General features: G+C 55.8%; 22 protein-coding genes and 1 tRNA gene. 10 read left to right on the top strand and 13 right to left on the bottom strand.

The window, feature by feature from the left end; translation table 11 throughout:
* Positions 1-104 precede the first annotated feature (104 nt).
* On the bottom strand, positions 105-878 hold the full coding sequence (locus IPM61_12215; GenBank protein ID MBK8912077.1) for an enoyl-CoA hydratase/isomerase family protein: 774 nt from the start codon (positions 876-878) through the stop codon (positions 105-107).
* 304 nt (positions 879-1,182) lie between these two features.
* On the opposite strand from IPM61_12215, the gene IPM61_12210 reads away from it, so the two are divergent.
* The 5 genes from IPM61_12210 to gcvH all read left to right on the top strand — a co-directional run bounded on the left by IPM61_12210 (position 1,183) and on the right by gcvH (position 4,204).
* Positions 1,183-1,253 (top strand) — tRNA-Cys (locus IPM61_12210).
* Positions 1,254-1,280: 27 nt separating this feature from the next.
* On the top strand, positions 1,281-1,844 hold the full coding sequence (gene efp, locus IPM61_12205) for an elongation factor P (GenBank protein ID MBK8912076.1): 564 nt from the start codon (positions 1,281-1,283) through the stop codon (positions 1,842-1,844).
* A gap of 52 nt (positions 1,845-1,896) precedes the next feature.
* Positions 1,897-2,412, top strand: a complete 516-nt coding sequence (gene accB / locus IPM61_12200; GenBank protein ID MBK8912075.1) for an acetyl-CoA carboxylase biotin carboxyl carrier protein — start codon at positions 1,897-1,899, stop codon at positions 2,410-2,412.
* Entirely contained in the window at positions 2,412-3,770 is a 1,359-nt protein-coding gene (gene accC, locus IPM61_12195) for an acetyl-CoA carboxylase biotin carboxylase subunit (protein ID MBK8912074.1), read from the top strand. Before accB ends, accC begins: the two co-directional genes overlap by 1 nt.
* 50 nt (positions 3,771-3,820) lie before the next feature.
* A complete protein-coding gene (gene gcvH, locus IPM61_12190) occupies positions 3,821-4,204 on the top strand; it encodes a glycine cleavage system protein GcvH (GenBank protein ID MBK8912073.1) in 384 nt (127 codons plus the stop codon).
* Positions 4,205-4,452: 248 nt separating this feature from the next.
* Here the strand turns inward: gcvH and IPM61_12185 are convergent, their stop codons facing one another.
* From IPM61_12185 to IPM61_12170, 4 genes are all read right to left on the bottom strand, one after another.
* Positions 4,453-4,935 carry a hypothetical protein gene (locus IPM61_12185; GenBank protein MBK8912072.1) on the bottom strand — a complete coding sequence of 161 codons (483 nt, stop codon included), beginning with the start codon at positions 4,933-4,935 and terminating at the stop codon, positions 4,453-4,455.
* A gap of 16 nt (positions 4,936-4,951) precedes the next feature.
* Positions 4,952-6,280 carry a hypothetical protein gene (locus IPM61_12180; protein ID MBK8912071.1) on the bottom strand — a complete coding sequence of 443 codons (1,329 nt, stop codon included), beginning with the start codon at positions 6,278-6,280 and terminating at the stop codon, positions 4,952-4,954.
* Positions 6,281-7,069: 789 nt separating this feature from the next.
* Positions 7,070-9,010: a DNA mismatch repair endonuclease MutL gene (mutL, locus tag IPM61_12175; protein ID MBK8912070.1), complete on the bottom strand. Its 1,941-nt coding sequence runs from the start codon at positions 9,008-9,010 to the stop codon at positions 7,070-7,072.
* A 286-nt stretch (positions 9,011-9,296) separates the two neighbouring features.
* The gene (locus tag IPM61_12170) at positions 9,297-10,361 is read right to left on the bottom strand and encodes a hypothetical protein (GenBank protein MBK8912069.1); all 1,065 of its coding nucleotides are present in this window, start codon (positions 10,359-10,361) and stop codon (positions 9,297-9,299) included.
* A gap of 100 nt (positions 10,362-10,461) precedes the next feature.
* Here IPM61_12170 and IPM61_12165 point away from each other — a divergent pair, with 100 nt between their 5' ends.
* Entirely contained in the window at positions 10,462-11,592 is a 1,131-nt protein-coding gene (locus IPM61_12165; protein MBK8912068.1) for a glycosyltransferase, read from the top strand.
* Positions 11,593-11,993: 401 nt separating this feature from the next.
* Here the strand turns inward: IPM61_12165 and IPM61_12160 are convergent, their stop codons facing one another.
* From IPM61_12160 to rplM, 6 genes are all read right to left on the bottom strand, one after another.
* Positions 11,994-12,737 (bottom strand): alpha/beta fold hydrolase, encoded by a 744-nt coding sequence (locus IPM61_12160; protein ID MBK8912067.1) that lies wholly within the window; start codon positions 12,735-12,737, stop codon positions 11,994-11,996.
* A 63-nt stretch (positions 12,738-12,800) separates the two neighbouring features.
* Entirely contained in the window at positions 12,801-14,093 is a 1,293-nt protein-coding gene (lysA, locus tag IPM61_12155) for a diaminopimelate decarboxylase (GenBank protein MBK8912066.1), read from the bottom strand.
* A gap of 191 nt (positions 14,094-14,284) precedes the next feature.
* Positions 14,285-15,109 carry an elongation factor Ts gene (locus tag IPM61_12150; protein MBK8912065.1) on the bottom strand — a complete coding sequence of 275 codons (825 nt, stop codon included), beginning with the start codon at positions 15,107-15,109 and terminating at the stop codon, positions 14,285-14,287.
* A gap of 154 nt (positions 15,110-15,263) precedes the next feature.
* Positions 15,264-16,196 carry a 30S ribosomal protein S2 gene (gene rpsB, locus IPM61_12145; GenBank protein MBK8912064.1) on the bottom strand — a complete coding sequence of 311 codons (933 nt, stop codon included), beginning with the start codon at positions 16,194-16,196 and terminating at the stop codon, positions 15,264-15,266.
* 251 nt (positions 16,197-16,447) lie between these two features.
* A complete protein-coding gene (rpsI, locus tag IPM61_12140) occupies positions 16,448-16,834 on the bottom strand; it encodes a 30S ribosomal protein S9 (protein MBK8912063.1) in 387 nt (128 codons plus the stop codon).
* 17 nt (positions 16,835-16,851) lie between these two features.
* The gene (rplM, locus tag IPM61_12135) at positions 16,852-17,286 is read right to left on the bottom strand and encodes a 50S ribosomal protein L13 (GenBank protein MBK8912062.1); all 435 of its coding nucleotides are present in this window, start codon (positions 17,284-17,286) and stop codon (positions 16,852-16,854) included.
* A 314-nt stretch (positions 17,287-17,600) separates the two neighbouring features.
* Between rplM and tilS the strand changes: the two genes are divergently transcribed.
* The 4 genes from tilS to IPM61_12115 all read left to right on the top strand — a co-directional run bounded on the left by tilS (position 17,601) and on the right by IPM61_12115 (position 23,944).
* On the top strand, positions 17,601-20,366 hold the full coding sequence (gene tilS / locus IPM61_12130; GenBank protein ID MBK8912061.1) for a tRNA lysidine(34) synthetase TilS: 2,766 nt from the start codon (positions 17,601-17,603) through the stop codon (positions 20,364-20,366).
* Positions 20,359-20,997 carry a hypoxanthine phosphoribosyltransferase gene (gene hpt / locus IPM61_12125; protein ID MBK8912060.1) on the top strand — a complete coding sequence of 213 codons (639 nt, stop codon included), beginning with the start codon at positions 20,359-20,361 and terminating at the stop codon, positions 20,995-20,997. Before tilS ends, hpt begins: the two co-directional genes overlap by 8 nt.
* 132 nt (positions 20,998-21,129) lie before the next feature.
* A complete protein-coding gene (gene ftsH, locus IPM61_12120; protein MBK8912059.1) occupies positions 21,130-23,079 on the top strand; it encodes an ATP-dependent zinc metalloprotease FtsH in 1,950 nt (649 codons plus the stop codon).
* 184 nt (positions 23,080-23,263) lie between these two features.
* The gene (locus IPM61_12115) at positions 23,264-23,944 is read left to right on the top strand and encodes a dolichol kinase (GenBank protein MBK8912058.1); all 681 of its coding nucleotides are present in this window, start codon (positions 23,264-23,266) and stop codon (positions 23,942-23,944) included.
* Between the two features lie 119 nt (positions 23,945-24,063).
* Here the strand turns inward: IPM61_12115 and IPM61_12110 are convergent, their stop codons facing one another.
* Positions 24,064-24,570, bottom strand: a complete 507-nt coding sequence (locus IPM61_12110; protein MBK8912057.1) for an NADH-quinone oxidoreductase subunit B — start codon at positions 24,568-24,570, stop codon at positions 24,064-24,066.
* Positions 24,561-24,917 (bottom strand): NADH-quinone oxidoreductase subunit A, encoded by a 357-nt coding sequence (locus IPM61_12105; protein ID MBK8912056.1) that lies wholly within the window; start codon positions 24,915-24,917, stop codon positions 24,561-24,563. Before IPM61_12105 ends, IPM61_12110 begins: the two co-directional genes overlap by 10 nt.
* Positions 24,918-24,936 lie beyond the last annotated feature (19 nt).

Raw genomic sequence — 24,936 nt, 5'->3', positions numbered from 1 at the left:
TGAGATGTTGGCGGCTGGTTATCCAGTGGTTGGTTATCCGAACGAATTGGCGCAACGATGCTTCAAGCATTCATCCTTGCTTTCATCCACGATTTTCCCTTCCACTATTTTCCTTTCCACTCCGGTTTCCGTTTTTCCACGAAGGCCTTCATTCCTTCGGATTTATCTTCGGTGGCGAACAGCAGGTAGAAATTTTTCCGCTCGAACTCTAGGCCATCTTGCAGGAAAGCATCGAACGATTTCAGCACCGCTTCCTTTGCAAGCCGGACAGAGATTGGCGGGCGCGAGGCAACCTCACGCGCTAATTTCATGGCCGACTCCAGGTAGAACTCAATCGGGACCACCATGTTGACCAATCCCGCAGCGTGAGCTTCTTCGGCGGTGATCATTTTTCCGGTCAGAACCATCTCCATTGCGCGGGCTTTGCCGATTGCGCGGGTCAGGCGTTGGGTTCCCCCTGCGCCTGGCATCGCGCCGATGTTGATCTCTGGCTGGCCAAACCGTGCGGTTTCGCTGGCAACGATCATGTCGCAGATCATCGTCAGTTCGCAGCCGCCGCCAAGGGCAAAGCCGCTGACCGCAGCAATGATCGGCGTTTTCACGCGGCGGATCCGGTCCCAGCGGGTGAACTGGTCCCGTTCAATCATATCCACCACGGTTGCTTCGGCCATTTCGGTGATGTCGGCCCCGGCGGCAAATGCGCGCTCGTCGCCATGAATCACGATGCAGCGGACCTCGGGGTCGTGGTCCAGCGATTCCAAGGCATCAACCAATTCAACCATCAGCCCAAGATTCAGGGCGTTCAGGACCTTTGGGCGGTTCAGTTGAACGGTGGCGATATAGCCATCATGTTTGGCAACAATAAGATGTTCGGGCATAGCTTCCGTGCGCTGTTAATGTTGGTAGAAGTTGGGCGAAAATAGCGAATAGAGGCGGGCAAGTTGAAGCCGCAAATCGCTGGCGATTGGTAATTGGTTGTTTGGGAGGAATAGCAGCAAATGCTGGAGCAGCAAAGCGGAGAAGAGCGCAGCATGGTGGTTTGCGGCTCCCTTTCTTCCCGTTACATCCCCCCGTTTGCATAAGTGAGGGGGCAAACAATATCTTTGGCGGCTTTTTCGCTGCAATCGTTCGTGCAAGGCTTCAGCACAAGGATTCAGCAAGGCACCAGCAATCTTCCATAATGGCGCCGTGGCCGAGCGGCTAGGCAAGGGTCTGCAAAACCCTGTACAACGGTTCGAATCCGTTCGGCGCCTCGAACATTCAGAATCAACAAGACCACAATGGCAACGACCTCAGACCTGCGGCCAGGCATTGTTATCCGCTACAACGGGGAACTCTGCACTGTCCTGGAAAGCGTCCACCGCACCCCGGGCAACCTTCGCGCCTTCTACCAAGTGAAGATGCGCAACCTTAACAGCGGGAAGCTGCTGGAAAACCGCTTCCGCTCCGGCGAAGAAATTGACATCGTCCGCATTGACCGCAAGCCAATGCAGTTCCTGTACCGCGATGGCGACAAAATGGTGTTTATGGATACCGAGACCTACGACCAGGTCTATATTGAGGAGGATATCGTTGGAAGCGCGGCCGGTTTCTTGAAGGAATCGGGCGAGGCCAATGTCTCCTTCAATGGGAACCAGGTTGTTGGAATCGAGCTTCCGCCGCACGTTGTTCTTGCCATCACCTACACCGAGCCAGGGGTGAAAGGGGACACCGCCACCGGCGCAACCAAGCCAGCACAAGTGGAATCGGGCGCGACCGTTCAGGTTCCGCTGTTTGTCAACGAAGGGGACGTGATCCGCGTTGACACCCGCACAGGCGAATATCTTGACCGCGTCAAGAACTAAAAACCAACCATCTGTCATTTAGGCAAGCAGAGGGAAGAGCATGGGCGCACACATGATTGATATTGACTATATCCGTCAGCTGCTGGGGCTGTTCGACGAAAGCTCCGTCAACGAACTACGGATTGAACAGGATGGAACCACCATCCGGCTTTCCAAAACCGGGAAACATGAGTTCGGCGGGATTTCAATGCCGAACGCCTTCCCCCCCATGCCACCAATCTCCACAGCCCCGATGATTATGCCGGAGGCCGCAGCAATCCAAGCTGCTGCCCCGGCTCCTTCTGCGCCAACGCCCCCTGCGGCAGCGGCTCCGGCTCCGTCGCAAGACTACCACGAAATCCATTCCCCCATTGTCGGGACCTTCTACCGTGCTCCATCGCCCGACTCGCCAACGTACGTCGAGGTTGGTGCATCGGTCTCCCCGGGAACAGTGCTGTGCATTGTTGAGGCGATGAAGCTGATGAACGAGATTGAATGCGACGTGTACGGGAAAGTGGCGAAGATTCTGGTGGAGAACGGAAAGCCAGTGGAATACAACCAGCCCCTTTTCCTGATTGAACCGGAATAATGTTCAAAAAAATTCTGATTGCGAATCGGGGTGAGATTGCCCTGCGGATCATCCGCGCTTGCCGCGAGATGGGCATCCGCACGGTCTGCGTCTATTCCACCGCCGACGCTGACTCCCTTCACGTCAAGTTTGCCGATGAGGTCCTTTGCATCGGCCCCCCCGCCGGTTCCGAAAGCTATCTGAACATCCCCCGGATCATCTCCGCCGCGCAAGTCACCAACGCCGACGCAATCCATCCAGGCTACGGGTTTCTTGCTGAGAACGCACGATTTGCGGAGATCTGCAAGGAGTGCGGGTTCACGTTTATCGGGCCTTCGCCGGAGTCCATCACCTTGATGGGAAATAAGTCCATCGCCAAGGAGACGATGGTGGCCGCTGGCGTTCCGGTTGTTCCTGGAAGCCCAGGCCTGATTGAAGACCTTGCCGCAGCCCAACGCGTCGGTGCGGAAGTTGGCTTCCCGATCGTGATAAAAGCCAGCGCCGGCGGCGGCGGAAAAGGGATGCGCGTGGTGAACGAGCCTTCCGAGCTAGAGCGTGCCTACACCACCGCCCGCACCGAAGCCGAAGCCGCTTTTGGCGACGGAAGCGTCTATATCGAAAAATTTGTGGAGGAGCCGCGCCACGTTGAGATTCAGGTGATGTGCGACCGCTACGGCAACCGCGCGTATCTGAACGAACGGGAATGCTCAATCCAACGCCGCCACCAAAAACTGATCGAGGAAGCTCCATCGCCGGTGCTTTCGGCTGAGCTTCGCGAGGCCATGGGCCAGGCCGCCCTGAAAGGCTGCGCCCACGTAAACTACGAGGGGGCGGGGACGATTGAGTTTTTGGTTGACAAGCACCGCAGCTTCTACTTCATGGAGATGAACACCCGTATCCAGGTGGAGCATCCGGTCACCGAAGAATCGTTGGGGATTGACCTTATCAAGGAGCAGATTGCCGTTGCCGCTGGCGAGACGCTAACGCTGAAGCAATCGCCGCCGCGCAAGCACTCCATCGAGGTTCGCATCAACGCCGAAGACCCGTACAATGGCTTCCGCCCAAGCCCGGGGCGCATCACCAACTTGCATTTCCCCGGCGGCCACGGCGTGCGGATTGATTCCCACATCTACCAGGGCTACAGCATCCCCCCTTACTACGATTCCCTGCTGGCAAAGCTCATCACGTTTGGCGAAACGCGAAGCAGCGCAATCGCCAAAATGCGGCGCGCGCTGGATGAGTTTGTTGTTGAAGGGGTGAAGACAACCATCCCCTTCCACCAGATGATGATGGAACATGAAGCATTCCTAAGCGGCCAATTCGACACACGGTTTGTTGACACCACCGAGTGGAAAAGCCGGTTGCCACAGAATCCATAACTGCATCCATAACCGAATCGCTACACCAACATCCATCAAGGCATTTTCCCATGAATTTCCCATCCGACCTGAAGTACGACAAAAGCCACGAGTGGGTCCGTATTGACGGAACAACCGGAACCATTGGCATCACCGAATATGCTCAATCAGAGTTAGGCGATGTGGTGTTTGTTGACATCACCGCCAGCATTGGCGACGACGTTGCGCCCGGGCAAGTTTTTGGCACGATTGAGGCGGTGAAAACCGTTGCCGATCTCTACATGCCGATTGCTGGGCGGATCATCGAGATCAACGAAGCCATCAACGACGCGCCGGAGACCGTCAACAACGCCCCGTATGGCGATGGCTGGATGGTGAAAATCGAAATTGCTGCCGACGCAGACGTTGCAGGGCTGATGAACGCCGAAGCCTACGCAGCCTCGGTGGGGCAGTAAAACGAAGTAGCGGAATTTTACAGTGCCAATTTAATTATCGGCTTGGAACGCGACCTCGATTTCGATAATTCGGAGTCGAGGTCGCAAGTAGGATAGCAATGAAAGGTTAAAGACTTTTTATTAATCACGACTTAGTCGGAGCGACTAATTTTTCGGTTTTTTGAAATTCGTCTCCCTAAAAAATTATTTTAGCTCTATATTTTTGATTTCGCTTAAATCATTTTTATTGCATTATCTTTTTTTATTTTTTAATTACTTATTTTTTCTAGAAATGATCTCATCACTAATTCGATTTTCTTATAGAAATCTTCGTTACTAACGCTTAGCAATTTTCCACCTTTATCATTAAGAATAATCACTTTTGCATCCTTAGATGCATTAAAAAGAGTGCGAATATATTTACTATCCATTTGATAATAATCATAATTAGGGTTTCCCTTTTTAAATAAATTCAATTCTACAATTCTATCACATTCAACAAAAACCGCTGTTCTAATTTTATTTTTATATTTTCTGCTTAATAAAAACTGGATATGTTCAAACATGATATTACATTTAAGGCATTCTGAAGGTGAAACGAAGAAGACAACTAGAACATAAGAATTCGTTGTCTTGCTATCCCTTAGTATATCACTCAGGTTAGGTTGAGCAGTTTGTCCATGCAATTGTAATGAGGCTATTATACTTAGGTAATATAGCCAAATGATAGATATGCATTTTTTCAATTTCATCTTATTTTTCATGTTACTATTTATTTTTTTCATATTCGGCTATAGCCCATCCATTTTGTGAATCGAATAATAAAGTATACATATGCCTTTTGCTTGGTATGATATAGCGCACCTCTCTGTTATTAATGTAATATGGTATTTTTACACTTAATTCCAATTCTTGATTTTTTTGATTGTATTCTTGAAAAAACCATTGAATTTGATTTTTCATAGAGCTATTATTTCTACTTTCAAATACTCCAACTAGAAAAATATAATTATTTATACAATCTATTCGTGAAATAGATATTGGGAATTTTTCAATTAATTCAGATGAAGGTATCACAGTATTTTTATCAAGATGATCAAAACTAAGATTATTTTCATTTCCAATTTTCAATGGAAAAGTATTATTGGTAGAAATATTGAACAATCGATCAATGAATGCAAATGACACCCATATATTTTGCTGTTCATCAATAGCTGAGAAGCCACCGATGAAATTATACCCTAAACTATTATTCCTATGTTCAACTGGCAAAGGTAGTATATCATATTTTATTCTTTGACCATCCATTGAATACCTTGCGATAGTCCATGCAGAATCCCAAATCTTATTTTTTTCAGCATTACCGTTATAACAACCAATAAGTATCTGATGATTTATAGAATCATAGACAAAATGCTTAGATATACTAGGAGACGGGGGGTTATCGTAATGAAAAAATGCTAAGCTCATCTTATGAGAATTTAAATTCAATTCTACAATACCACCGACATTAACTACAGTATAACCACTCTGATGGCTCACAGTATCTACACCAACACCAGTAAATGAACCAAGAAACAACAGAATTGAATCAGAGACAAACAAAGCATTTCGAATTTGATTTCGAAATACTGGCAATTCATAAACATTACTGGGAATGAACGATGGCTTATGATTAGAGTGGATATCATTTCCATTGTAATATTTAAATACTGTATTTGCTCTACGGCTCATTTCTTCACACAACCTATCACTCATCCATTGTTGACTTTGAAAATGCCAAACTATTTTACCTGTAGATACATTAGTAATATAACAGCGTCCATCGTTAGATACAATAACAAGGTTTTTTTTATTAGGGCTGAGCATTACCTTGAAGATGCTCCCTGTAATTACTATCGAATCAGATTCTTGAATTTTAACTTCTTTCGTTTGATGGTACTGGCTGAGCAAATCCAGAGAATTTTCAACGGTAAAATCATCTAGGTATGGTTGTGCCGTACATGACATGAAATGAAATAGAACCAGCATAAGAATGCTCTTCCCTATGTTTTCTTTCAGCATTGGATGTGTGATGGTGGCGTGCAGGTAAGCCATACGGTGTTTGAGGTAGTATATTTTTGAATCTTATTTGGGCATGGGAACGTTTACATTCCCATGCCCAAAACGAATTTCATGGATTTTCGTAAACCATATATATATCCCCCCCTCCTCCCGTTGGCATCGTAGTGTACCATACCTCAACCCAATTGCCAGATATTCTATAGCAAGGTACAGACGGGTCAGGCTCGCACCGAAAGGCAATTACTCTAACGCCGTCAATAACCGTTTCGTCCTGCCCTTGGTACTTTCCTGTTGCTCCTGGGTTTCCTCCCCACCCTGTTGCGCTAAAATACTTGAAATGCCATTCGGCATCTAACCGTACGCTGGTAACGAGCATAGTACTTATAGCAAGGAACGCTACAAGTACAATGCTCTTTTTTTGAGCTTTTTTCATAATTTTTTCTCCCAGATATGTTTGTGAATTGCGGACGTTATTAGCCCCGTTCTTACCACCCGCCGCCAACGCAATCATAATGCAGGTAAGAAGTGCCTTTCGATTTCATTGGGTCTGGGTACTAGGGCTGCTCATTCTGAGATTGCGTTACGTATCGCAATCTCATGTTGCAAGATGAGCTTTTGTAAAAAAAAAAAAAAAACGTCAATTTGTAATTTGATGTTACTGGACTTATTGTGCTACTCTACTTGCTGCAATACACCATGCCAAAACCATTGTGTGAGATTTGCCATTACAAGCGAGCACACTCTACGGCCTAAAGGCTTGTTTTCAAACCCGATTTATCAGGCAACTAACCCGTACATCAAGCACACACCTTTGGCCACGAACTACGATGTCCGCCCAAACCTTCGGTCAAGTTCGCCTAACTCTATCCGAATGACGATTGGGCGGCCGTGCGGGCAGACGTAGGGCATTGTGGTGGAGAAGAGTTGCTCGATTAAATCCAACATCTCCGGCTCCGACAACGGATCGCCCGCTTTAATTGCGGCGCGGCAGGCAAACGATGCCGCCACCATGTCGCGCTGGTTTGTCTTCCCCATCTGCTGGTACTCTTCGTACTGGTCCAATAGCTCCCGCAAAATTGCAGCTTCCTGGCCTGGGCGAACGTCGTTTGGCACGCCGGTAATCATCACTTTCTCCCCACGCTCCAGCGCGATATCGAACCCCAAGCCAGTAAGGTCGTTCCGAAGCTCGCGAATCAGCGCGAACTCCGCCGGATTGGTGGAAAGCTCCAACGGAAAAAGAAGCTGCTGCGACATCGGCATGGCCGCCTCCATGCTTTTCAGGGCGCGTTCGTACAGGATTCGCTCGTGCGCAACGTGCTGGTCAACAATCATCAGGCCGGAGCGGATCTGGGACAGGATATACTTGTTGTGGATCTGCCACAGCCCCAGCCGTTGCTCATGCTCGGCATCCTCCACCGAACGAACCTGCTGCTGGAACGTCACCCCTTCGCCAGGAACCTGCGCCGCTGTGCTGGCTTCCGTGCCGGCTTCCGCCCCGGTTGCCGTGGCAGGGTAGTTCGGGCGACCGAACAACTGCTCCAGCACGTCCTTCCCTACTCCGCCGGTTGTTTCGCGCTTGCTGTTTGGCATTGGCGGCTGCGCGTCGCGCCAGTTTCCCGAAGGTGAGCTTCCTGCCGGTGCCGCGCCCGGATGGGGGCTTGGCGCAGTGGGGGTGCGGAACGGCTCGGCACGGTCGTGGGTTGGCAAGGCAAACCGCAGCGCGGCCAGAACTCCTTCGCCGGTTTCTTGGCGCGGCATGGTCATTGCCGGAACCAGGTTGTGGCTGCTGAGCGCGCGCCGCGTCCCCTGCTGCAGCATCTGGTACACCATGTTTTCGTCGTCGAACTTCACCTCCGATTTTGTGGGGTGAACGTTCACATCCACCCGCTCGGGATCAATTTCCAGATAGAGGACGTAGGGGGGGTAGCTCTGCGCATCCATCAGGTGCTCGTAGCCGGTGAAAATCGCGTGCGACAGCAGCCGGCTGCTGATGTAGCGGCCGTTCAGAAACATGTACTGATCGCTTTTTGACTTCCGCGCAAAGTTCGGCCTGCCGATGTATCCCGTGATCGTAATCCCATCCCCATCGGCCTGGAACGGGAGCAGCGCGTTCAACATCTCCTCGTTGTAAATGGCGCGGATCCGATCCTCCAACCCGCTGGGCTTGACGTTTAGGGAGATGGAGTCGTCGTCGCTGAGGGTGAAGGAGACGTGGGGGTAGCAAAGCGCGAACCGCTGCATCGTCTCCACGATATGCTTGAACTCCGTGGCGTTCGACTTCATGAATTTGCGCCGCGCAGGGACCGAGAAGAAGAGGTTTTTAATGGCGATGCTGGTCCCCCGCTCGCACGCGGTTTTCGACAACTCTATCACCTTTCCATTTTCCACCCGAACCAGCGTGCCAAGCTCGTCGTCGGCTTGCCGGGTTTTCAGCTCCACTTGCGCCACCGCAGCGATTGCGGCCAACGCCTCGCCACGGAATCCCAGGGTCATGATTCGGTCAAGGTCATCTTGGGTGGAGATTTTGCTGGTGGCGTGCCGCTCGAAGGCGATGATTGCGTCCTCCTCGGCCATTCCCTTGCCATTGTCGGAGACGTAGATCAGCGACTTTCCGGCGCTGCGGGTGATGACGGCAATCTCCGTCCCGCCAGCGTCAAGGCTGTTCTCCACAAGCTCCTTCACCACCGACTCAGGGCGTTGCACCACCTCGCCGGCGGCAATTTTGTTGGCTAACGATTCGGGCAGTCTGTGGATGATTGGCATATTCAGGAATCGGTTGTTGGCGATCGGTTGATGTGAAGCGAAGGACAATCGGGGCAGTTATTCGTCGGAACGACGCAAGGTAGCGGCCCCGATCTTTATCGGGGCCCAGTTAAATGACACCGAAGGCTAAAGACCTTTTATCAACCCCGACGGAGGTCGGGGCGGCTACCCTCCCCAATGCGTCGGAACGACGCAAGGTAGCGGCAGGTCTTTAGCCTGCCCAGTGCCGAAAACTTGAGGCACCGAAGGCTAAAGACCTTCGGCTACCCCGACTCGGTCGGGGCGGCTACTGGCTTTTCTTGGCTCTAAACTTAATGAATGGGCGAATCCAGCCAACGCCTAATCTGCTGGGGCGCAGAACTTCGCCGATTCCAAGCCCCTGCAGCGATTGCGCCCCCAGTTGACGAACGGAAATTGATTGGATTGAGCGGTGATAAAACGGCCCGGCATCCACCCGCCAGCGGGGGGCAATCGCAAACTCCAATCCATCACCTCCCCCTTCCAGAACACCTGCGTGATCAATCCCCCACGCCTTTTTTGTGGGGGCGATTTGGGCCGTCTCCACATTGCTGCTTGCTGCCGTAATCTTCCCTTGCTCCAACATCAGCGCACGCTGGAACCGATGCTTCGGGAAGCCCCGCGCAACGTCGAAATACACGAACGTCCGGTTCCCAGAATGCACACGCCCCCACAACCAATTTCCAGGAAGGTGATGGAGCGGCGCGGTGCCGAAATTGCGATCGTGGTAAGCCCGCCCACTAAAGGAGATTCGCCGCGTCCCACGGGCAATCCGCCAAAAACCAAGGTTGGCCGTGAAGCTGCCGGCCAACGCAGCCGGTATCCAGAAATGCTCCTCGCCATCGGGGGGCGGAGCCGGCTGATGTTGGAGCAGTGGCGATAGGTCCTGGCGTTCCGAGCGAATGGCAATCTCGCCAACAACCCGGCTGGCTTGGCGCGGGAACTCGGTGTCAACCGACAGCGCGTAGAAGGTCCCCCCTGCCGGAATCGCATTGGCGTAGAGTGTGTTCCCGCCGAAACTCACATCGGCGGTGCGGTAATCGGTCCGGAACGTTTCGCCGCCCCGTTCATGAAGCGCGAAGTAGATTCGCCGGCCCCGGTGGTACAAGCTGAAGTTGAAGGCGCAGTGCCGCAGCGGGTCCAACGCTTCCCCCCGGCGCAATGCACGGTCGGCAGCGGCGGAGTACCACGGGGACATCGGCACGCCACGGAACCAGATCGCCACAAAGCCCCATTCGCCATCATCGCTAAGGCCATCGAAATAACTCCATTCGTAGGCTCCGGTTTGGGAAAGCTGATGGAAATGGTCCTCGGATTCGGGGAGAATGGTCATGGTTGTTGGCGATCGTTTCGTCTTGTTCCTGGCGGGCGCAAAGTATTTAATTCGTTGTAGCTTTTCGGCGGCTGCAAACGTTCGCTACGAAATTCCCCGCATGATCTGGTATCAACTGGCCCTTACCGCTCTGCTTGTTCTGCTGCTGGCGATTGCGCTGGCCAACTACGCCACGTTTGCGCGGATACGCCGCAACTCAATCCCGCTGCACCCTTTGCCAGCAAGCATCTTGGTGCCGGCGCGGAACGAGGAACGGAACATCGAGCGGTGCGTTGGTTCGTTGCTGAAGCAGGAGTATCCAGAGTTCGAAGTGGTGGTGCTGAACGACAACTCCACCGATGCCACAGGGGAAATCCTGCAACGCCTTGCCGCAGCCAACCCGCGCCTTACGATCCTTGAAGGGGGGCCGCTGCCCAGCGGTTGGGTTGGGAAAAACTGGGCCTGCCACCAGCTTGCCCGCGCCGCCACCGGAACGCTCCTTCTTTTCACCGATGCCGACACCGACCACTCCCCCGAAAGCCTGCGCGCCGCCGTGGCATTGATGCAGCAGCAACGGCTGGACCTTCTTTCCGGCGTTCCCCGGCAAACCATGCTGACGTTTTGGGAGAAAGTGATTGTTCCGATGACCCAGTTTCTTTACTTCGTTTACTTGCCGAACGTGTTTATCACCCGCCTGCGCAATCCACAGTTTGCGGCGTTCAACGGCCAGTTCATGCTGTTCCGCCGCGAGGCATATTGGAAGATTGGGGGGCATGAATCGGTGCGGGGGGCGTTGATCGAGGATTTGGTGATTGGCCGCCGCGCAAAGGCCCACGGCCTGCGAACCGCGCTGGCCACCGCCGTGGAAACCGTCCGCTGCCGGATGTACACCTCGCTCCCGGAAATCCTTGAAGGATTTGCCAAGAATCTTGTCCCCGGTTTTGGATACAGCCTTCCGGCAGTGGTTGGGTTCATGGCCGCCACGCTTCTGTTGTACGTTGTTCCGGCGGTGATGGTGGTGGTTGGGTTGGCCGTTGGGGATTGCTCGGTTGCGATGGTGACGTTGCCAGCACTTCAGCTTGCCATTGCGGCCACGATGCGGGGGATCATGGCGATTCGGTTCGGCATGGGATGGGAGCAGTTGCTGCTCCATCCCCTTTCCGCAGCAATGGCAGCAGTGGTTGCCGCCAACTCCATCCGCTGGCATTTTGGGAAGCGGGGAGCTTCCTGGAAAGGGAGGCGGTACGTTTGATGCAAAGTAGCGGCCATCCCGACGAAGTCGGGGTAGTGGCAGGTCTTTAGCCTGCCCTGCTGAAGGCCGAAGATGACGCCGAAGGCTAAAGACCTTCGGCTACCCTTGCTGCGGCTGCCCCAACGAAGGTCGGGACGGCTACCCTTGCTGCGGTTGTCCCGACGAAGTCGCGGTAGCGGCAGGTCTTTAGCCTGCCCAGCTGAAGGCCGAAGATGGCGCCGAAGGCTAAAGACCTTTTATCAATCCCGACAGAGGTCGGGGCGGCTACCCTTGCTGCGGCTGCCCCGACGAAGTCGCGGTAGCGGCAGGTCTTTAGCCTGCCCAGTCAGATGACGCCGAAGGCTAAAGACCTTCGGCTACCTTTTATCAATCCCGACGAAGGTCGGGGCGGCTACCCTGCCCTACTCCCCCACCCGTTCAAGAAAATGGAGAAGCGCGGCGTTGAATTCGATTCGCATTTCAAGGTTGGCAAGATGCCCTGCGGTGGGGATGATCGTCAGCTGGGCGTTGGGGATCATGGCGGCCATCAGCCGGGCATCGTCAACGGTGGTGATGGTGTCGTGTTCGCCAACAATCACTGCCGTTGGGACGGTGATGGTTGGAAGCAACGGGCGGGAATCGTTGCGGTGGGCCAGCCCCCCAAGCGCGGCAATCACCGATTGCGGCGCGGCTTCTTCGTACATCCTCACCACCGCTTTCACAACCTCTGGCCGCTGCTCCTTCGTGGTTTCGCTGATCATTTTGGGGATCATTCCGGCGGCAAATTTTTGGTAGCCTCCGTTGCGCAGCTGCCCGATTGCCACAAAGCGTCCGCGGCGGGTTACAGGGGTGTCGGAAGGGGCCATGGTGTCGGCAAGAATCAGCCCAGCAATCCGTTCGGGGAACAGCCGCCAGCACTCGAACGCCACATATCCCCCCATGGAAAGCCCACCGATCACCGCACGCTTCACCCCCTTTCGGTCCAACTCCCGTTTCACCCATTGAGCCATTGCGGGGATGGTCCATTCCATCCCTTCCACCAATGGCTCGGCACCAAACCCCGGGAAATCGGGGGTGATAACGCTGCAGCGCGAAGCCAGCTCCTGCTGCTGCGCCCGCCACATACCGGAGTTCAGCGGGAATGCGTGAAGAAGACAGAGCGTCATGGGAAAGCCCTCCAATCATGGATGGATGAATGCCGCCGGCAGCACGTTCCGGCAGCAGCCAAGTTACTGTTCTTCCTGAAGTTCCGGCTCCATTTGCAGCCGCAACATATCCTCCAACGTCTCGCGGCGGCGGATGCAATGCGGGCGGCCATTAAGGATAAGAACCTCGGCCGGGCGGGCGCGAAGGTTGTAGTTGCTAGACATGGCGTAGCCGTAGGCCCCGGCATTTTTCAACGCCAGGATTGTCCCTTCCTGTGCCTGGACCAGCCGGCGATCCACGCCAAAGGTGTCGGTCTCGCAGATGCACCCCACCACCGTGTAAATCCGCTCGGTCCCTTGAAGCTGGTCCGCGTTGATGATGCCGTGGTACGCGTCGTACAGCATCGGGCGAATCAAGTGGTTCAGCCCGGAATCGGTCCCGATGAAAACGCAGCTTGGGGTTTGCTTCAGCACCGTTGCCGTCACCAGCAGATAGCCGGACGCGCTAACAAGGAACTTCCCCGGCTCGAACCACAACTCCAACTGCCGCCCGTACTCGTTGCAAAACTCGCGGAACCGTGCGGTCATCGTTTCCCCCAACGACTCCACATCGGTAGCGATGTCGTCGGTTTTGTAGGGAACCTTGAACCCGCTGCCAAAATCAAGGAACTGGAGATTGGGGAATTGGAAGGCGGCATCGAACAGGATTTCCGCGCCGGTGACGAACGTCTGCGGGTCCAAAATTTCGGACCCCGTGTGCATGTGCAATCCCACAACGTTCATCCCGTAGGCGTTGATCACCCGCAGGATATGGCGCATCTGGTGGATGGAGATTCCGAACTTGCTGTCAATGTGCCCGGTCTGGATGTGGGCGTTTCCGCCGGCAAGAATGTGCGGGTTGATTCGAATCGCGCACGGCTTGCTTCCCCCATAATTCTGGCCGAACCGCTCTAGCACGGAGATGTTGTCAATGTTCACCAGAACGCCACGCTCGGCGGCATACTCAATCTCGCTGAAGGCAACGCAGTTGGGGGTGAACAGAATCTGGTTGGCCGGAACGCCGCAACGGAATGCAAGCTCCACCTCGCTTGCCGAAACAGCATCCACGCCCGCGCCAAGCTGGTGGATGAATTTGATAATTGCCATGTTGTTGTTGGCCTTGCAGGCGTACAGCAACCGGTGGGGCACTCCGGAAAACGCGCTTGTTAAGCGTTGGAAATGCTGGCGGATCACCTCGGCATCATAGACGTACAGCGGGCTGCCGAACTTCTCCACCAACGAACGTGCGGTGTGGCCGCCAATGGTCAATGCGTTATCGGGCAGGGCCGCCGCCGCGATAGAAGCTGCGGCGGACGATTCAAGCGTTTGTGGTTCCATGGGAAGCAAAGATAGAAGTTGCGAAGGATGTTTGGCGCAGATGTTTGGCCACAGATACTGGCCACAGATAGTTCCCGCAATGGCGAATACCAAACAAGCCGCAAGCGGTGTGGCCTGCGGCTTGTTTTTTTTTGCGGTGCGCGGATTGGGACGTTACCGTTGGCGGGAATCACGCCCGGCCACCGGCATGATTACTGTCCCAAGTTGAAGCGGATAAACCGGACGATGCTGGCATTGCCGATGATCTCGTTCACCGCCTTCGCCGAATCTTTCACGAAGGACTGCTCCAGCAGGACGTTATCGGCGTAGTATTTCTCCAGCCGCCCCGTCACGATTTTCTCGATAATCGCTTCCGGTTTCCCCTCGTTCCGCATCTGCTCGGCGTAGATTTCGCGCTCCTTTGTCAGCACATCGGCCGGCACTTCTTCGCGGCGAACGTAGCCTGGGTTCATTGCGGCAACCTGCATGGCAACGTCGCGGCCCACTGTTCCCAGCCCCTCGCTTGCGCCGCCAAATTCCACCAACACTCCCAGCTTATCGCCGTTGTGGACGTAGTCGGCAACGTAGCCGCCGCTGGTCTCAACAATTTCAAAGCGGCGGATTTCGATCCGCTCGTTGAACTTGGCAAGAAGGTCGTTCAGCTGGTTCTGGACCGCCACACCGTTCACCTCGCTGGCCAGCAATGCCTCGATGCTTGCTGGCTTGGTGGCCAACACGTGGCCGGCAAGGCTGCGAACAAAGGAGCTGAACTCCTCGTTTCGGGCAACGAAGTCGGTCTCGCAGTTCACTTCAACGATTGCTGCGCTGGAGTTATCGGCGGAGGTAGCGGTGGCAACCACACCTTCGTTTGCTTCTTTATCGGCACGCTTGCTGGCGGTTGCGGCCCCTTTTTTGCGAAGGATTTCGATGGCTGCATCCATATCGCCGCCGGTTTCTTCAAGGGCTTTTTTGCAATCGCCCATTCCCGCTCCGGTACGGTCGCGGAGCGTCTTTACATCCTGTGCTGAAATAGCCATGGTAGATTCTATTGTTTGATAAAATGATTGTTTGATCTCTATCCCCCTTTCTCGCCTCTCTCAATCTTTTTTTTAGCGATGGAGACCCGCACGCTGCTATCACGTGCGGGCAGTGCCATCAAAAAAACTGCGCAAGGCTTGCGGGGAATGCTGCTTAGGCTTCGTCGCCTGCTGGCGCGCCTGCTGGCGCGGCTGCTGGTGCGGCAGCAGCGGCTGGTGCAGCTGCGGATTCTTCACCACCACCGGCGGCGCGTTGCTCTTGGTCACGGCGGCCACCGCCGCCGCTGCCACCACGGCGCGAGCGGGTGCGGCGGCGTGCCTGAGCGTCGTCGCCTGCGCCTTCCTTCCCTTGTTCTTTCATCTCGCGATCATCGGCTGCGCCTTCCTCGGCCATCAAGGCTTTGCTGGCTTCGCGGCCCATGGAAACGCCGTCGGCAATCACTTTGGTGATAAGGGCAACGGTTTTCAGCGAGTCGTCGTTGGCGGGGATTGGGAAATCAATGTCGCGCGGGTCGGTGTTCGTGTCAACGATAGCAATCACCGGAATGCCAAGCGTCTTGGCTTCTTTCACGGCAAGGTGCTCTTTCTTGATGTCAACGATGTAAAGCGCGCCCGGAAGGCGGTTCATGTCGGCAATGCCGCCAAGCACCCGCACCAGCCGTTCTTTTTCGCGGCTAATCATCAGGCGTTCTTTCTTCGTGTAGTTTTCAATCGTGCCATCGGCCTCCATCTTCTCAATATCCTTCAACCGTTTGATGGATTTGCGGATGGTGGCAAAGTTGGTAAGCATTCCGCCAAGCCAGCGTTCGCTTACGAAATTTGCGCCGATGCGTGCTGCCTCGTTGCGGACAACGTCGCGGGCTTGCTTTTTGGTGCCCACGAACAGGATGCGCTTCCCTTCGGCGGCGATTCGTTCGGCGGCGTTGCGGGCTTCATCAACCAGAACTTGCGTTTTCTTCAGGTCAATGATATGGATGCCGTTGCGCTCCATAAAAATATACTGGCGCATCTGGGGGTTCCAGCGGCGGGTCAAGTGCCCAAAGTGGGCACCAGCATTCAGAAGATCTTCGATCTCGAGCGAGGCCATAGTGGTTGTTCGGTTTGTGTTATTGATTGGATCCTCTACCCTTGTCATCTCGCTTCGCTTATCCCGCACTGGGGGGGGGACACACACGAAGGATCGAAGGGTATGTGTGATAAAAGTCAATTTCGGTTCGGTTGCCCGCAGCTGGCCGCATTTGCTGGCGGCCAATTCCCACGGTTACAACAACGAACCAGGCAGCGGCACGCCGGGTACCTTCTGCCTGGTTCAAGCTGCCGGGAAACCGTTGGCGTGGATTAACGCTTGCTGAACTGGAAGCGTTTGCGGGCCTTCTTCTGGCCGTACTTTTTCCGTTCCACCATGCGCGGGTCGCGGGTCATGTGGCCACCTTTGCGAAGCGGGGATTTCAGCGTCTCGTCAATCTCCACAAGGGCGCGGGCAATGCCCAGGCGGATTGCACCCGCTTGGCCGGCGCGTCCGCCGCCGTTGACATTGGCATGGACATCGAAACGGTCCACCATCTCCACCGTCACCAATGGCGACATGATGGTCTGGCGATCGAAGGGATCGGAGAAGTAGTTGATCAGCTCACGGTTGTTGACGGTGACGTTGCCGCTTCCGGGGGTCAGATACACCCGTGCAACAGCATTTTTGCGACGACCGACGTTGATAGAATTCGGCATTGGTATCTATTGCGGGATTACTTGTATTTCAGTTCAAGGACTTCTGGTTTCTGTGCGGCGTGTGGGTGCTCCCCACCGGTGTACACGCGCAGCTTGGTCATAATCCGTTTTCCAAGTCGGTTGCGGGGAATCATCCGGCGGACGGCGATCTCGATGATCTCCTCCGGGTTGTTCTGCAACATCTGCTTGTAGGGGCGGATGCGCTGCCCACCCGGGAAACCGGTGTGGTGGATGTACACTTTCTGTTCGGCGCGGCGCGGCGCAATCTGCACCTTCTCGGCATTGACCACCACGACGAAGTCGCCACAATCAACGTGTGGCGTGAACAACGGCTTATGTTTGCCGCGAAGGATGTGGGCAATCTGCGAAGCAAGGCGACCCAGGGTCTGCCCTTCGGCATCAACCACCCACCACTGTTTCTCAACATCGGCTTCGCGAACCGAGGCTGTCATTTTTTCCGGCTGTAGCACTGCTGATTCTCCCTGCCAAATGGCAGTATGATTGGTTCCAACTTTTCAATAAGGACGGCAAAGATAGGGCGCAACGCACCGTTTCCACAACCGAAGCGGCGTGCTGTCAGTATTTTTTTACAAGATCGCTTGTCCGCTCCTCCTTCCCCGTATTGTCTTGAGGTCTGTGGGTGGGTGGTGCTTACCGCAGGGGGGCATTGCTCATCATCATTTCACCTCCATCATTTTTATGGATGTTGATATTCACCATTTCCCTGTGCCACTCTTCGGCGGCCTATGGTTAAATTGTGCGGCTTATGATTCTACCATCTACGTTTGTTGAGAAATGCCAGCAGAAAATGCGCGCCTACGCACGCAAGCACGATATGCTGCTGGGGAAGGAGTCGGTGTTGATTGCCGTCAGCGGCGGTGCTGATTCCATGGCATTGCTGGAAATGGTGGCGCGGCTTGCCCCGCTGCTGAAATTGCAAATCGGCATTGCCCACCTTGACCATGAATTGCGCGGCGAGGAATCGCGCAAGGACGCGACCTTCGTCAATGAACAAGCTCGCGAGCGGGGATTGAAAATTTTTATTGGCCGTGCCGAGGTCCAACGCCTTGCTGCCGAGCAGAAACTTTCGCTGGAAGATGCCGCACGCAAAGCCCGCTACCAGTTCCTTGAACGGGTGGCGCGCCGCCACGGATACTCCACCATCCTAACCGGCCACACCGCCGACGACAACGCCGAAACATTGCTGATGAACTTGCTTCGCGGAAGCGGCGTTACGGGGCTTGCCGGTATCCCTCCGGTTCGTTCGTTGGGGCGTGGGCTGATCCTTGCCCGCCCGTTGCTTTGGGCCGGACGCACCGAGATCCGGGAGTTCGTGCAGCAAGCCGGAATCCAATGGCGCGAGGATGAATCCAACCAGAACACCCGCTTCCTTCGCAACCGCGTTCGCCAGGAACTTCTGCCGGCGTTGCAGCAGTTCAACCCAAGCATCGTCAACACGCTGAACTCCACCGCCGAAATCATGCGAGGGGTGGAACAGCACTTGGGCCACTCGGTCCGCACGGCCATTGAGCAAGTCACCGTCACACGCAACAACGAACCGCGCAGCAACGACTCCCTTGAACTGAACCTTAACCACCTGAAGCATCTGCTTCCGGCGATTCAGTCCGAGCTGGTGCAGCGTGTGGTGTGCCAGCGGTTCGAGCTTCCCCCAATCCCCCACTTGGCCGTTGAACGCACCATTGGATTACTCTGGAAGGAGACCGGAAGCAAGGCGGAAATCATGGATGGAATCAGCGCACTTCGCGACCGCGAAACGTTGATAATCCGGCGCGACCCGCCGCCGTTTATTCCGTTCGAACGGAGTTTCGACCTGGGCACAACTGTGGAGACCGGAAAGGCACGGCTGATAACCCGACGCATGGGGAACACCAACATCCAGTTTGGCAACAACCGTTCCGTTGAGTTCATCAATGCCGACCGATTGCCCAAACGGCTGACCCTGCGTTCCTGGCGCGAAGGGGACCGGTTCCAGCCGCTGGGGATGGATGGTGAGAAAAAAGTCAGCGATTTTTTGATTGATGAGAAAACCCCTTTGGATGCCAAGCGCGACATCCTGGTCCTAACCGACGGTCAGGAGATCATCTGGGTGTGCGGGATGCGCCTTGACGAACGCTACCGCATCACCCCCGAAACCAAAAACGTGCTGCGTCTGGAGTTTATCCAGCCCCGCCGCCAACAGGAGCAAGCCAAGCAAGCCCCTTCCCAGCAGCAACCCAACGGGCAGCAGAATTCCAACGGACAGAAACCGCAACAGCAACCGGGGCAGCAAGCAAAAAGTTCCCAACAGCAACAGCAACAACGGGCAAAGCAAGGTTCCCAACAACCAAGCGCGGCCCAGCAACAGCCGAAACAACAGCCCGGCCAGCAACCAAAACAGCAAGCCCAACCCGCCAAGCCACAACAGCAGTCGGGCGGACAGCAGCAATCAGCACAGCAGCCGAAACCGCAACAAGGGACAGGGAAAGGAACTTCCCAACCGAACCAGAAGCAACAACCCCAACAAACGAAGCAGCAACAAACGGAAGGGAAAGGAACGCAGCAACCCAACCAACAGCAACGGCAGCAACAACAGTCCAAGCAACAACCGGTTGGCAAGCAGCAACAGCCCATACAGCCTTCCCGCCCCCAGCCGCAAGGGCAACGTCCGCAGCAACAACAACAGCAACGGCAAGCAACTTCGGGAGGAGAGCCACGACCGCAGCAAGGGGCACAACCCGCACGCACGCAACAGCCGCAGCCCAAGCAACAGCCGCAACGGCAAGTGACTTCGGGAGGAGAGGCACGCCCGCAGCAAGGGCAGCAACAGCAGCCCAAGCCGCAGACAGCGCAGCCGAAACCGCAACAGCAGCCAAGCGGCCAGCAATCGCAGCAACGGCCCCCACAACCAAGCCAGCAACGAAGCGGCCAGCAATCGCAGCAACAGCAACCCAAGCCGCAACAGCAGCCATCAAATAGGCCGCGGCCAATGCAGCAACCGCCGCCGCAGCCGAGACCGCACGATTCAGCGAAGCCGCAGCAGCCGGCACCTGCCCCAACAAAAACCCCCGAACACCGGCCTGCCAACCGGCCAGCAATGCAGGCGCAACCGCACGCCAAACCAGTCCGCCCGGTGCCCGGCACGCCGGTTCAGCCGGCTGCCAACCGGCCAGCGCAAGATTCCACGCCCACGGCGGCGCCTTCGGCGGCAAAGGTTGCAGCAGTGGCCAAACCGCCAGCAGCAACGGCATCCAAAAAGAAGGCTGCGGTGGCAAAGGCCCCGGCCAGCACGCCGGCAGCAGCGGCCAAAACGGATAGCGTTGGTGGCGGGGCGCAACAGGGCAAAGCAATGGCAGCCAAGCGGCCAGCCACCGCTGCAAAACAGCAGGCTCCTGCAACGCCAACCAGCCAGCCCAGCGGCACGGCAGCCGCGCCAGCAAAACCGAAGCGTGCACCTGCGCGGAAAACCGCAGCACCAAAACCGCCAGCAAACCCTGGCAGCGCAAGCGAAGGCGATAGAGGTTCCGATGGGTGATAGAATCAGCGTTGGCGGGCGATTCTTCAAGCTGATGATTCCCGAACAGGAGCTTCACCAGCAGATCAACCGGGTTGCTGGCCAGCTTGCCGAGCGATACCGCCAAAGCAACCCGCTGATGCTCTGCATCCTGAACGGAGCGGCAATCTTCCACGCCGATCTTATCCGGCAAATGCCAATCCCCCTTTCGGTGGATTACCTTCGGGTAAGCAGCTATGGGGACGGGATGCAATCCCTGGGGGCATTAACTTTTACAGCCCGGCCCGGCACTGAAATCGCAGGAAGAAACGTCATAGTGGTCGAAGACATCGTGGACACAGGGCGCACCTCGGCCCGGCTTCGCGAATATCTTCTTCAGCAAGGGGCAGCGTCGGTGGCGGTGGCGGCGCTTCTGTTCAAGCCGGAAGCGTTCGGTGGCCAGGATCCGCCGGAGTTCATCGGCATTGAAATCCCCGACCGTTTTGTGGTTGGGTTCGGGCTGGATTTTGCGCAGCAGGGAAGGAATCTTCCCGCCATTTACGTCCTTGATGAACAGGATGATGCCCAGGGCACCGACGCACCGCAACCCGCGCCGGAACGCTCCGATTCCGAACCCCATCAATCAGCAGAAAATTTTTCCCAACGATACTGAGCAATCTTTCAACCAATGAGCAACGATAGCAACCAGCGGAAGCCAGCAAACCGAACACCACGTCCCTCGCGGAAGCCAAACGGCGACGACGAAGGGAACGTTGGCAGCGTCGTCCGCACCGTGACGATGTGGATGGGGATCATCGTCGGATTCCTTGTCCTGTATATGATCCTGAAAAATGGCCCCGGCCAGCCCGTTGCCGTCAACTTCAACGAGTACCAACGCCTTCTTACCGAAAGCAAGATTGACCGCGCCGAGGTTGTTGGCTCCGAACTTAGCGGCTACGAGTTCCGTGGCGATTTGAAGGAAACCACCGAGGTGGAACGGAAGGATGGCGTACGGCTGAAAACCAAAGCCTTCACCACCCGGCTGATTGTGGTGGATAGCGGGATTGAGCAAAGCTGGGTCCAGCACGGAATCAAATACAACGTGGAGTCCGACAGCGGAACCCTGTGGACCATCCTCTTCTCCTTCCTCCCCTGGCTTGCCCTGATCTTCATCTTCATTTGGGCAATGCGGCGGATGCAGGGGGGGGCCGGAACCAAAGGGATATTCTCCTTCGGTAAATCGCGGGCGCGGCTGATGAGCGAGAACTCACCCCGCGTCACCTTTGCCGACGTTGCCGGTGCCGACGAAGCAAAAGAAGAACTTCAGGAGATTGTGGAGTTCCTTCGCGAGCCGGCAAAGTTCCAGCGGCTTGGCGGGAAAATTCCGCGCGGCGTTCTTCTGCTTGGCCCCCCGGGAACCGGAAAAACCTTGATGGCCCGCGCCGTTGCTGGCGAAGCAGGGGTCCAGTTCCTTTCCATCTCCGGCGCTGACTTTGTGGAGATGTTCGTGGGCGTGGGCGCAAGCCGCGTGCGCGACCTGTTCGAGCAAGCAAAGAAAGTGGCCCCGGCCATTGTTTTTATTGATGAGATTGATGCCGTTGGCCGCCAACGTGGCGCAGGGCTTGGCGGCGGCCACGACGAGCGCGAGCAAACCCTGAACGCCTTGCTGGTGGAGATGGACGGGTTCGAGCAAAACACCGGGGTGATTATCATTGCCGCAACCAACCGCCCCGACGTTCTGGACCCCGCGCTGCTTCGCCCGGGCCGGTTCGACCGCCAAATCATGGTGGACCGCCCCGACCGCCGCGGGCGCGAGGCAATCCTGAAAGTTCACTCGCGGAATATCCCGCTTGCCGAAAATGTTGACCTTCTGGCCCTTGCCAAATCAACCCCTGGCTTCAGCGGGGCCGACATCGCCAACCTGTGCAACGAAGCCGCCATCTACGCCGCACGCCGCAACGGCGACCGCGTGACGATGTACGATTTCGAAATGGCCAAGGACAAGCTGATGATGGGCCTGGAACGCCGCACCATGGTGATGAGTGAGGAAGAAAAAAAGATGACCGCCTACCACGAAGCCGGCCACGTGATTGTTGGCAAGTTCATGCCCCACGGCGACCCGCTCCACAAAGTGACGATCATCCCGCGCGGCAGGGCACTGGGCGTAACCGCCTTCCTGCCAAACGACGACCAACACTCCCGCTCGCGCGAGTGGTTCGAGGCACGCATCGCAATGGCCCTGGGGGGGCGCGCTGCCGAGCTTTTAATCTTTGGCAACTACACCTCCGGTGCGCAAAACGACATCAAGGTCATCACCCAAATGGCGCGGCAGATGGTGTGCGAGCTTGGAATGTCCGAGAAACTTGGCCCGGTGAACTACTCCTCCAGCGAGGGTGAGGTCTTCCTCGGTCGCGACTTCGCCGTCCACAAGGATATCAGCGAGGCCACTGCCGAGATTATTGACCGTGAGGTCCGCCGCATCATTGACGACGGGATGCAGAAAGCAACCGACCTCCTGAAAGATCACATGGATATCCTCCACCGGATGTCGCAATTGCTGATTGAGCGCGAGACGCTGGACGCCGACGAAATTGACCAAGTGATGCGTGGCGAGGAGCTGACCCCGGTTGAGGTGAAGCGGATGATGCAAGCCCGAATGGCCGGCGGAAGCCCAATCGGCAATCCGCGAAGCAAGGCCAGCGAACCCGCGTTGCACGCCACCGCTACCGCGCCTGCCCCAGGTTCGGGTAGCTGAGTGGTAGAGGCGCAAAACTCAATCCAATAAAACTCCACTACCGCCCGCTTGGCAAAATTGCCGAAGCGGGCGGTTTGGTTTGGGGATGGTTTGGCTATCTTGGGTTGCCGTGTCATTGCGCCAGCAGAGCTGGCCACAGCCTACCAGTTTCCATCAACATTCTGCCGAGCGATTTCTTCAACCGATGCCACACGATTCAGCAACAGCGCAACCGATTCAAATCACGATGCGGGGGGAACTTGTGCGGAAAGGGATTCACCTTTGCTCCATGGGCGTTCCGCTGATCTACCACCATCTTACCCGTGCAGAGATGCTGATGCTGATGGTGCCGGCAGCGTTGGTTGCGTTGGCAACGGATCTGCTGCGGTTCCGGTTCGCCGCGTTCGACGCGTGGTTCCGCCGGGTGTTCGGGGCAATCCTTCGCCCGCACGAGCAATCCAGCACCACGCGGAAGATGAACGGGGCAACGTTTGTGTTGGTGTCGGCAGCGTTGTGCGTGGCCATTTTTCCGAAGCTCATCGCCATCACCGCCTTCACCGTGCTGATTATCAGCGACACCGCCGGGGCATTAATCGGCAGGCCATTCGGGCGGCATAAGTTTTTGGAGAAAAGTTTGGAGGGATCGCTGGCGTTTGTGGTGACAGCGATTGGCGTTGTGCTGGTTGCCGCCCACATCTACAATGCCCCAGCGGCATTTATCTGGGTTGGGATTGTTTGCTCCGCCGCCGCCGCCGTTGCCGAAGCCATGAGCTACGGCATCAACATTGACGACAACTTCACGATCCCCTTCACGTTCGGGCTGCTGATGTGGGGCCTGCTGGCAGCGTTTGGCGGTGCCGAGGTCGCCGGCCTGATTGCGTACTGACCCCCGCCGATTCCCGGGAAATGCGAACGGGGCTTGATAGCTTCAAGGATTGGATTCCTTGCGGCTATCAAGCCCCGTTTGGTTAATGCGTTTGGTTAGTGTCCGGCGGTTGGGCTGCGTTACCCGTTGATGATGATCGGCTCCCGCTCGATCAGTCGGGATTTCATGGTCCCGATTTGCTCCTGGATAGCCATCAACCCTTTAATCAGGTTTTCGGGGCGGGGCGGGCAGCCGCTGACGAAGACATCCACCGGGATGAACTGGTCAATCCCTTGCACCACCGAGTAGGAGCGGAACATCCCGCCCGAGCTTGCGCAAGCGCCCATGGAAAGAACCCATTTCGGCTCCGGCATCTGGTCGTAGATTTTGCGGACCACCCACGCCATTTTGTAGGTGACGGTTCCGGCAACAATCAACAAATCGGCCTGGCGTGGCGAGAAGCTGAAGCGTTCGGAGCCGAAGCGGGCAGCGTCGAATCGTGGGCCGGCAAAGGCCATCATCTCAATGCCGCAGCAGCTGATTCCCAGGGGCATTGGCCAAACGGAGTTTTTGCGTGCCCAGTTCAGCGCGGCCTCGATCGTGGTGGTGATAAAACCATCACGTTGCAGTTGATCGTTTAGTCCCATTTCAGTGCCTTTTTCTTAACGATGTAGATGTACCCCACGAACAGCGTCACCACAAACAGGAGCATTGCCCACAACGCGAACCCGCCAAGCTCCCGGAAGCTGGCCGCCCACGGGTACATGAAGACGATTTCGATATCGAACAGGATAAAGAGCATGGCCACCAAGTAGAATTTCACCGAGAACCGTTCGTGGGCCGAGGCCACCGGCTCCATCCCCGATTCGTACGGGGATTCCTTGGATTTATTGGGGCGGCGGGGGCCAAGAATGTCGTGCGCCACGACCGAGACCACCCCGAAGATGACCCCCATCACAATCAGGCCGATAACCGGTATGTACTGTTCAATCATCCTGTTGATGTACGATTAG

The sequence above is a fragment of the Chlorobiota bacterium genome (assembly GCA_016710285.1).
Lineage (GTDB): Bacteria > Bacteroidota > Ignavibacteria > OLB7 > OLB7 > OLB7.
The sequence above is the reverse complement of the archived record's forward strand: the minus strand, read 5'-3'. Positions and strand labels throughout refer to the sequence as shown.

Coding starts and splice junctions, on each gene's coding strand:
- accB (MBK8912075.1), top strand. CDS start 1,897: ATGATTGATATTGACTATATCCGTCAGCTGCTGGGGCTGTTCGACGAA.
- ftsH (MBK8912059.1), top strand. CDS start 21,130: ATGGGGATCATCGTCGGATTCCTTGTCCTGTATATGATCCTGAAAAAT.
- gcvH (MBK8912073.1), top strand. CDS start 3,821: ATGAATTTCCCATCCGACCTGAAGTACGACAAAAGCCACGAGTGGGTC.
- rplM (MBK8912062.1), bottom strand. CDS start 17,286: ATGACAGCCTCGGTTCGCGAAGCCGATGTTGAGAAACAGTGGTGGGTG.
- accC (MBK8912074.1), top strand. CDS start 2,412: ATGTTCAAAAAAATTCTGATTGCGAATCGGGGTGAGATTGCCCTGCGG.
- IPM61_12180 (MBK8912071.1), bottom strand. CDS start 6,280: ATGGCTTACCTGCACGCCACCATCACACATCCAATGCTGAAAGAAAAC.
- IPM61_12115 (MBK8912058.1), top strand. CDS start 23,264: ATGCCACACGATTCAGCAACAGCGCAACCGATTCAAATCACGATGCGG.
- IPM61_12170 (MBK8912069.1), bottom strand. CDS start 10,361: ATGACCATTCTCCCCGAATCCGAGGACCATTTCCATCAGCTTTCCCAA.
- lysA (MBK8912066.1), bottom strand. CDS start 14,093: ATGGAACCACAAACGCTTGAATCGTCCGCCGCAGCTTCTATCGCGGCG.
- IPM61_12105 (MBK8912056.1), bottom strand. CDS start 24,917: ATGATTGAACAGTACATACCGGTTATCGGCCTGATTGTGATGGGGGTC.
- IPM61_12150 (MBK8912065.1), bottom strand. CDS start 15,109: ATGGCTATTTCAGCACAGGATGTAAAGACGCTCCGCGACCGTACCGGA.
- rpsB (MBK8912064.1), bottom strand. CDS start 16,196: ATGGCCTCGCTCGAGATCGAAGATCTTCTGAATGCTGGTGCCCACTTT.
- IPM61_12110 (MBK8912057.1), bottom strand. CDS start 24,570: ATGGGACTAAACGATCAACTGCAACGTGATGGTTTTATCACCACCACG.
- efp (MBK8912076.1), top strand. CDS start 1,281: ATGGCAACGACCTCAGACCTGCGGCCAGGCATTGTTATCCGCTACAAC.
- mutL (MBK8912070.1), bottom strand. CDS start 9,010: ATGCCAATCATCCACAGACTGCCCGAATCGTTAGCCAACAAAATTGCC.
- rpsI (MBK8912063.1), bottom strand. CDS start 16,834: ATGCCGAATTCTATCAACGTCGGTCGTCGCAAAAATGCTGTTGCACGG.
- IPM61_12165 (MBK8912068.1), top strand. CDS start 10,462: ATGATCTGGTATCAACTGGCCCTTACCGCTCTGCTTGTTCTGCTGCTG.
- hpt (MBK8912060.1), top strand. CDS start 20,359: ATGGGTGATAGAATCAGCGTTGGCGGGCGATTCTTCAAGCTGATGATT.
- tilS (MBK8912061.1), top strand. CDS start 17,601: ATGATTCTACCATCTACGTTTGTTGAGAAATGCCAGCAGAAAATGCGC.
- IPM61_12160 (MBK8912067.1), bottom strand. CDS start 12,737: ATGACGCTCTGTCTTCTTCACGCATTCCCGCTGAACTCCGGTATGTGG.
- IPM61_12185 (MBK8912072.1), bottom strand. CDS start 4,935: ATGAAATTGAAAAAATGCATATCTATCATTTGGCTATATTACCTAAGT.
- IPM61_12215 (MBK8912077.1), bottom strand. CDS start 878: ATGCCCGAACATCTTATTGTTGCCAAACATGATGGCTATATCGCCACC.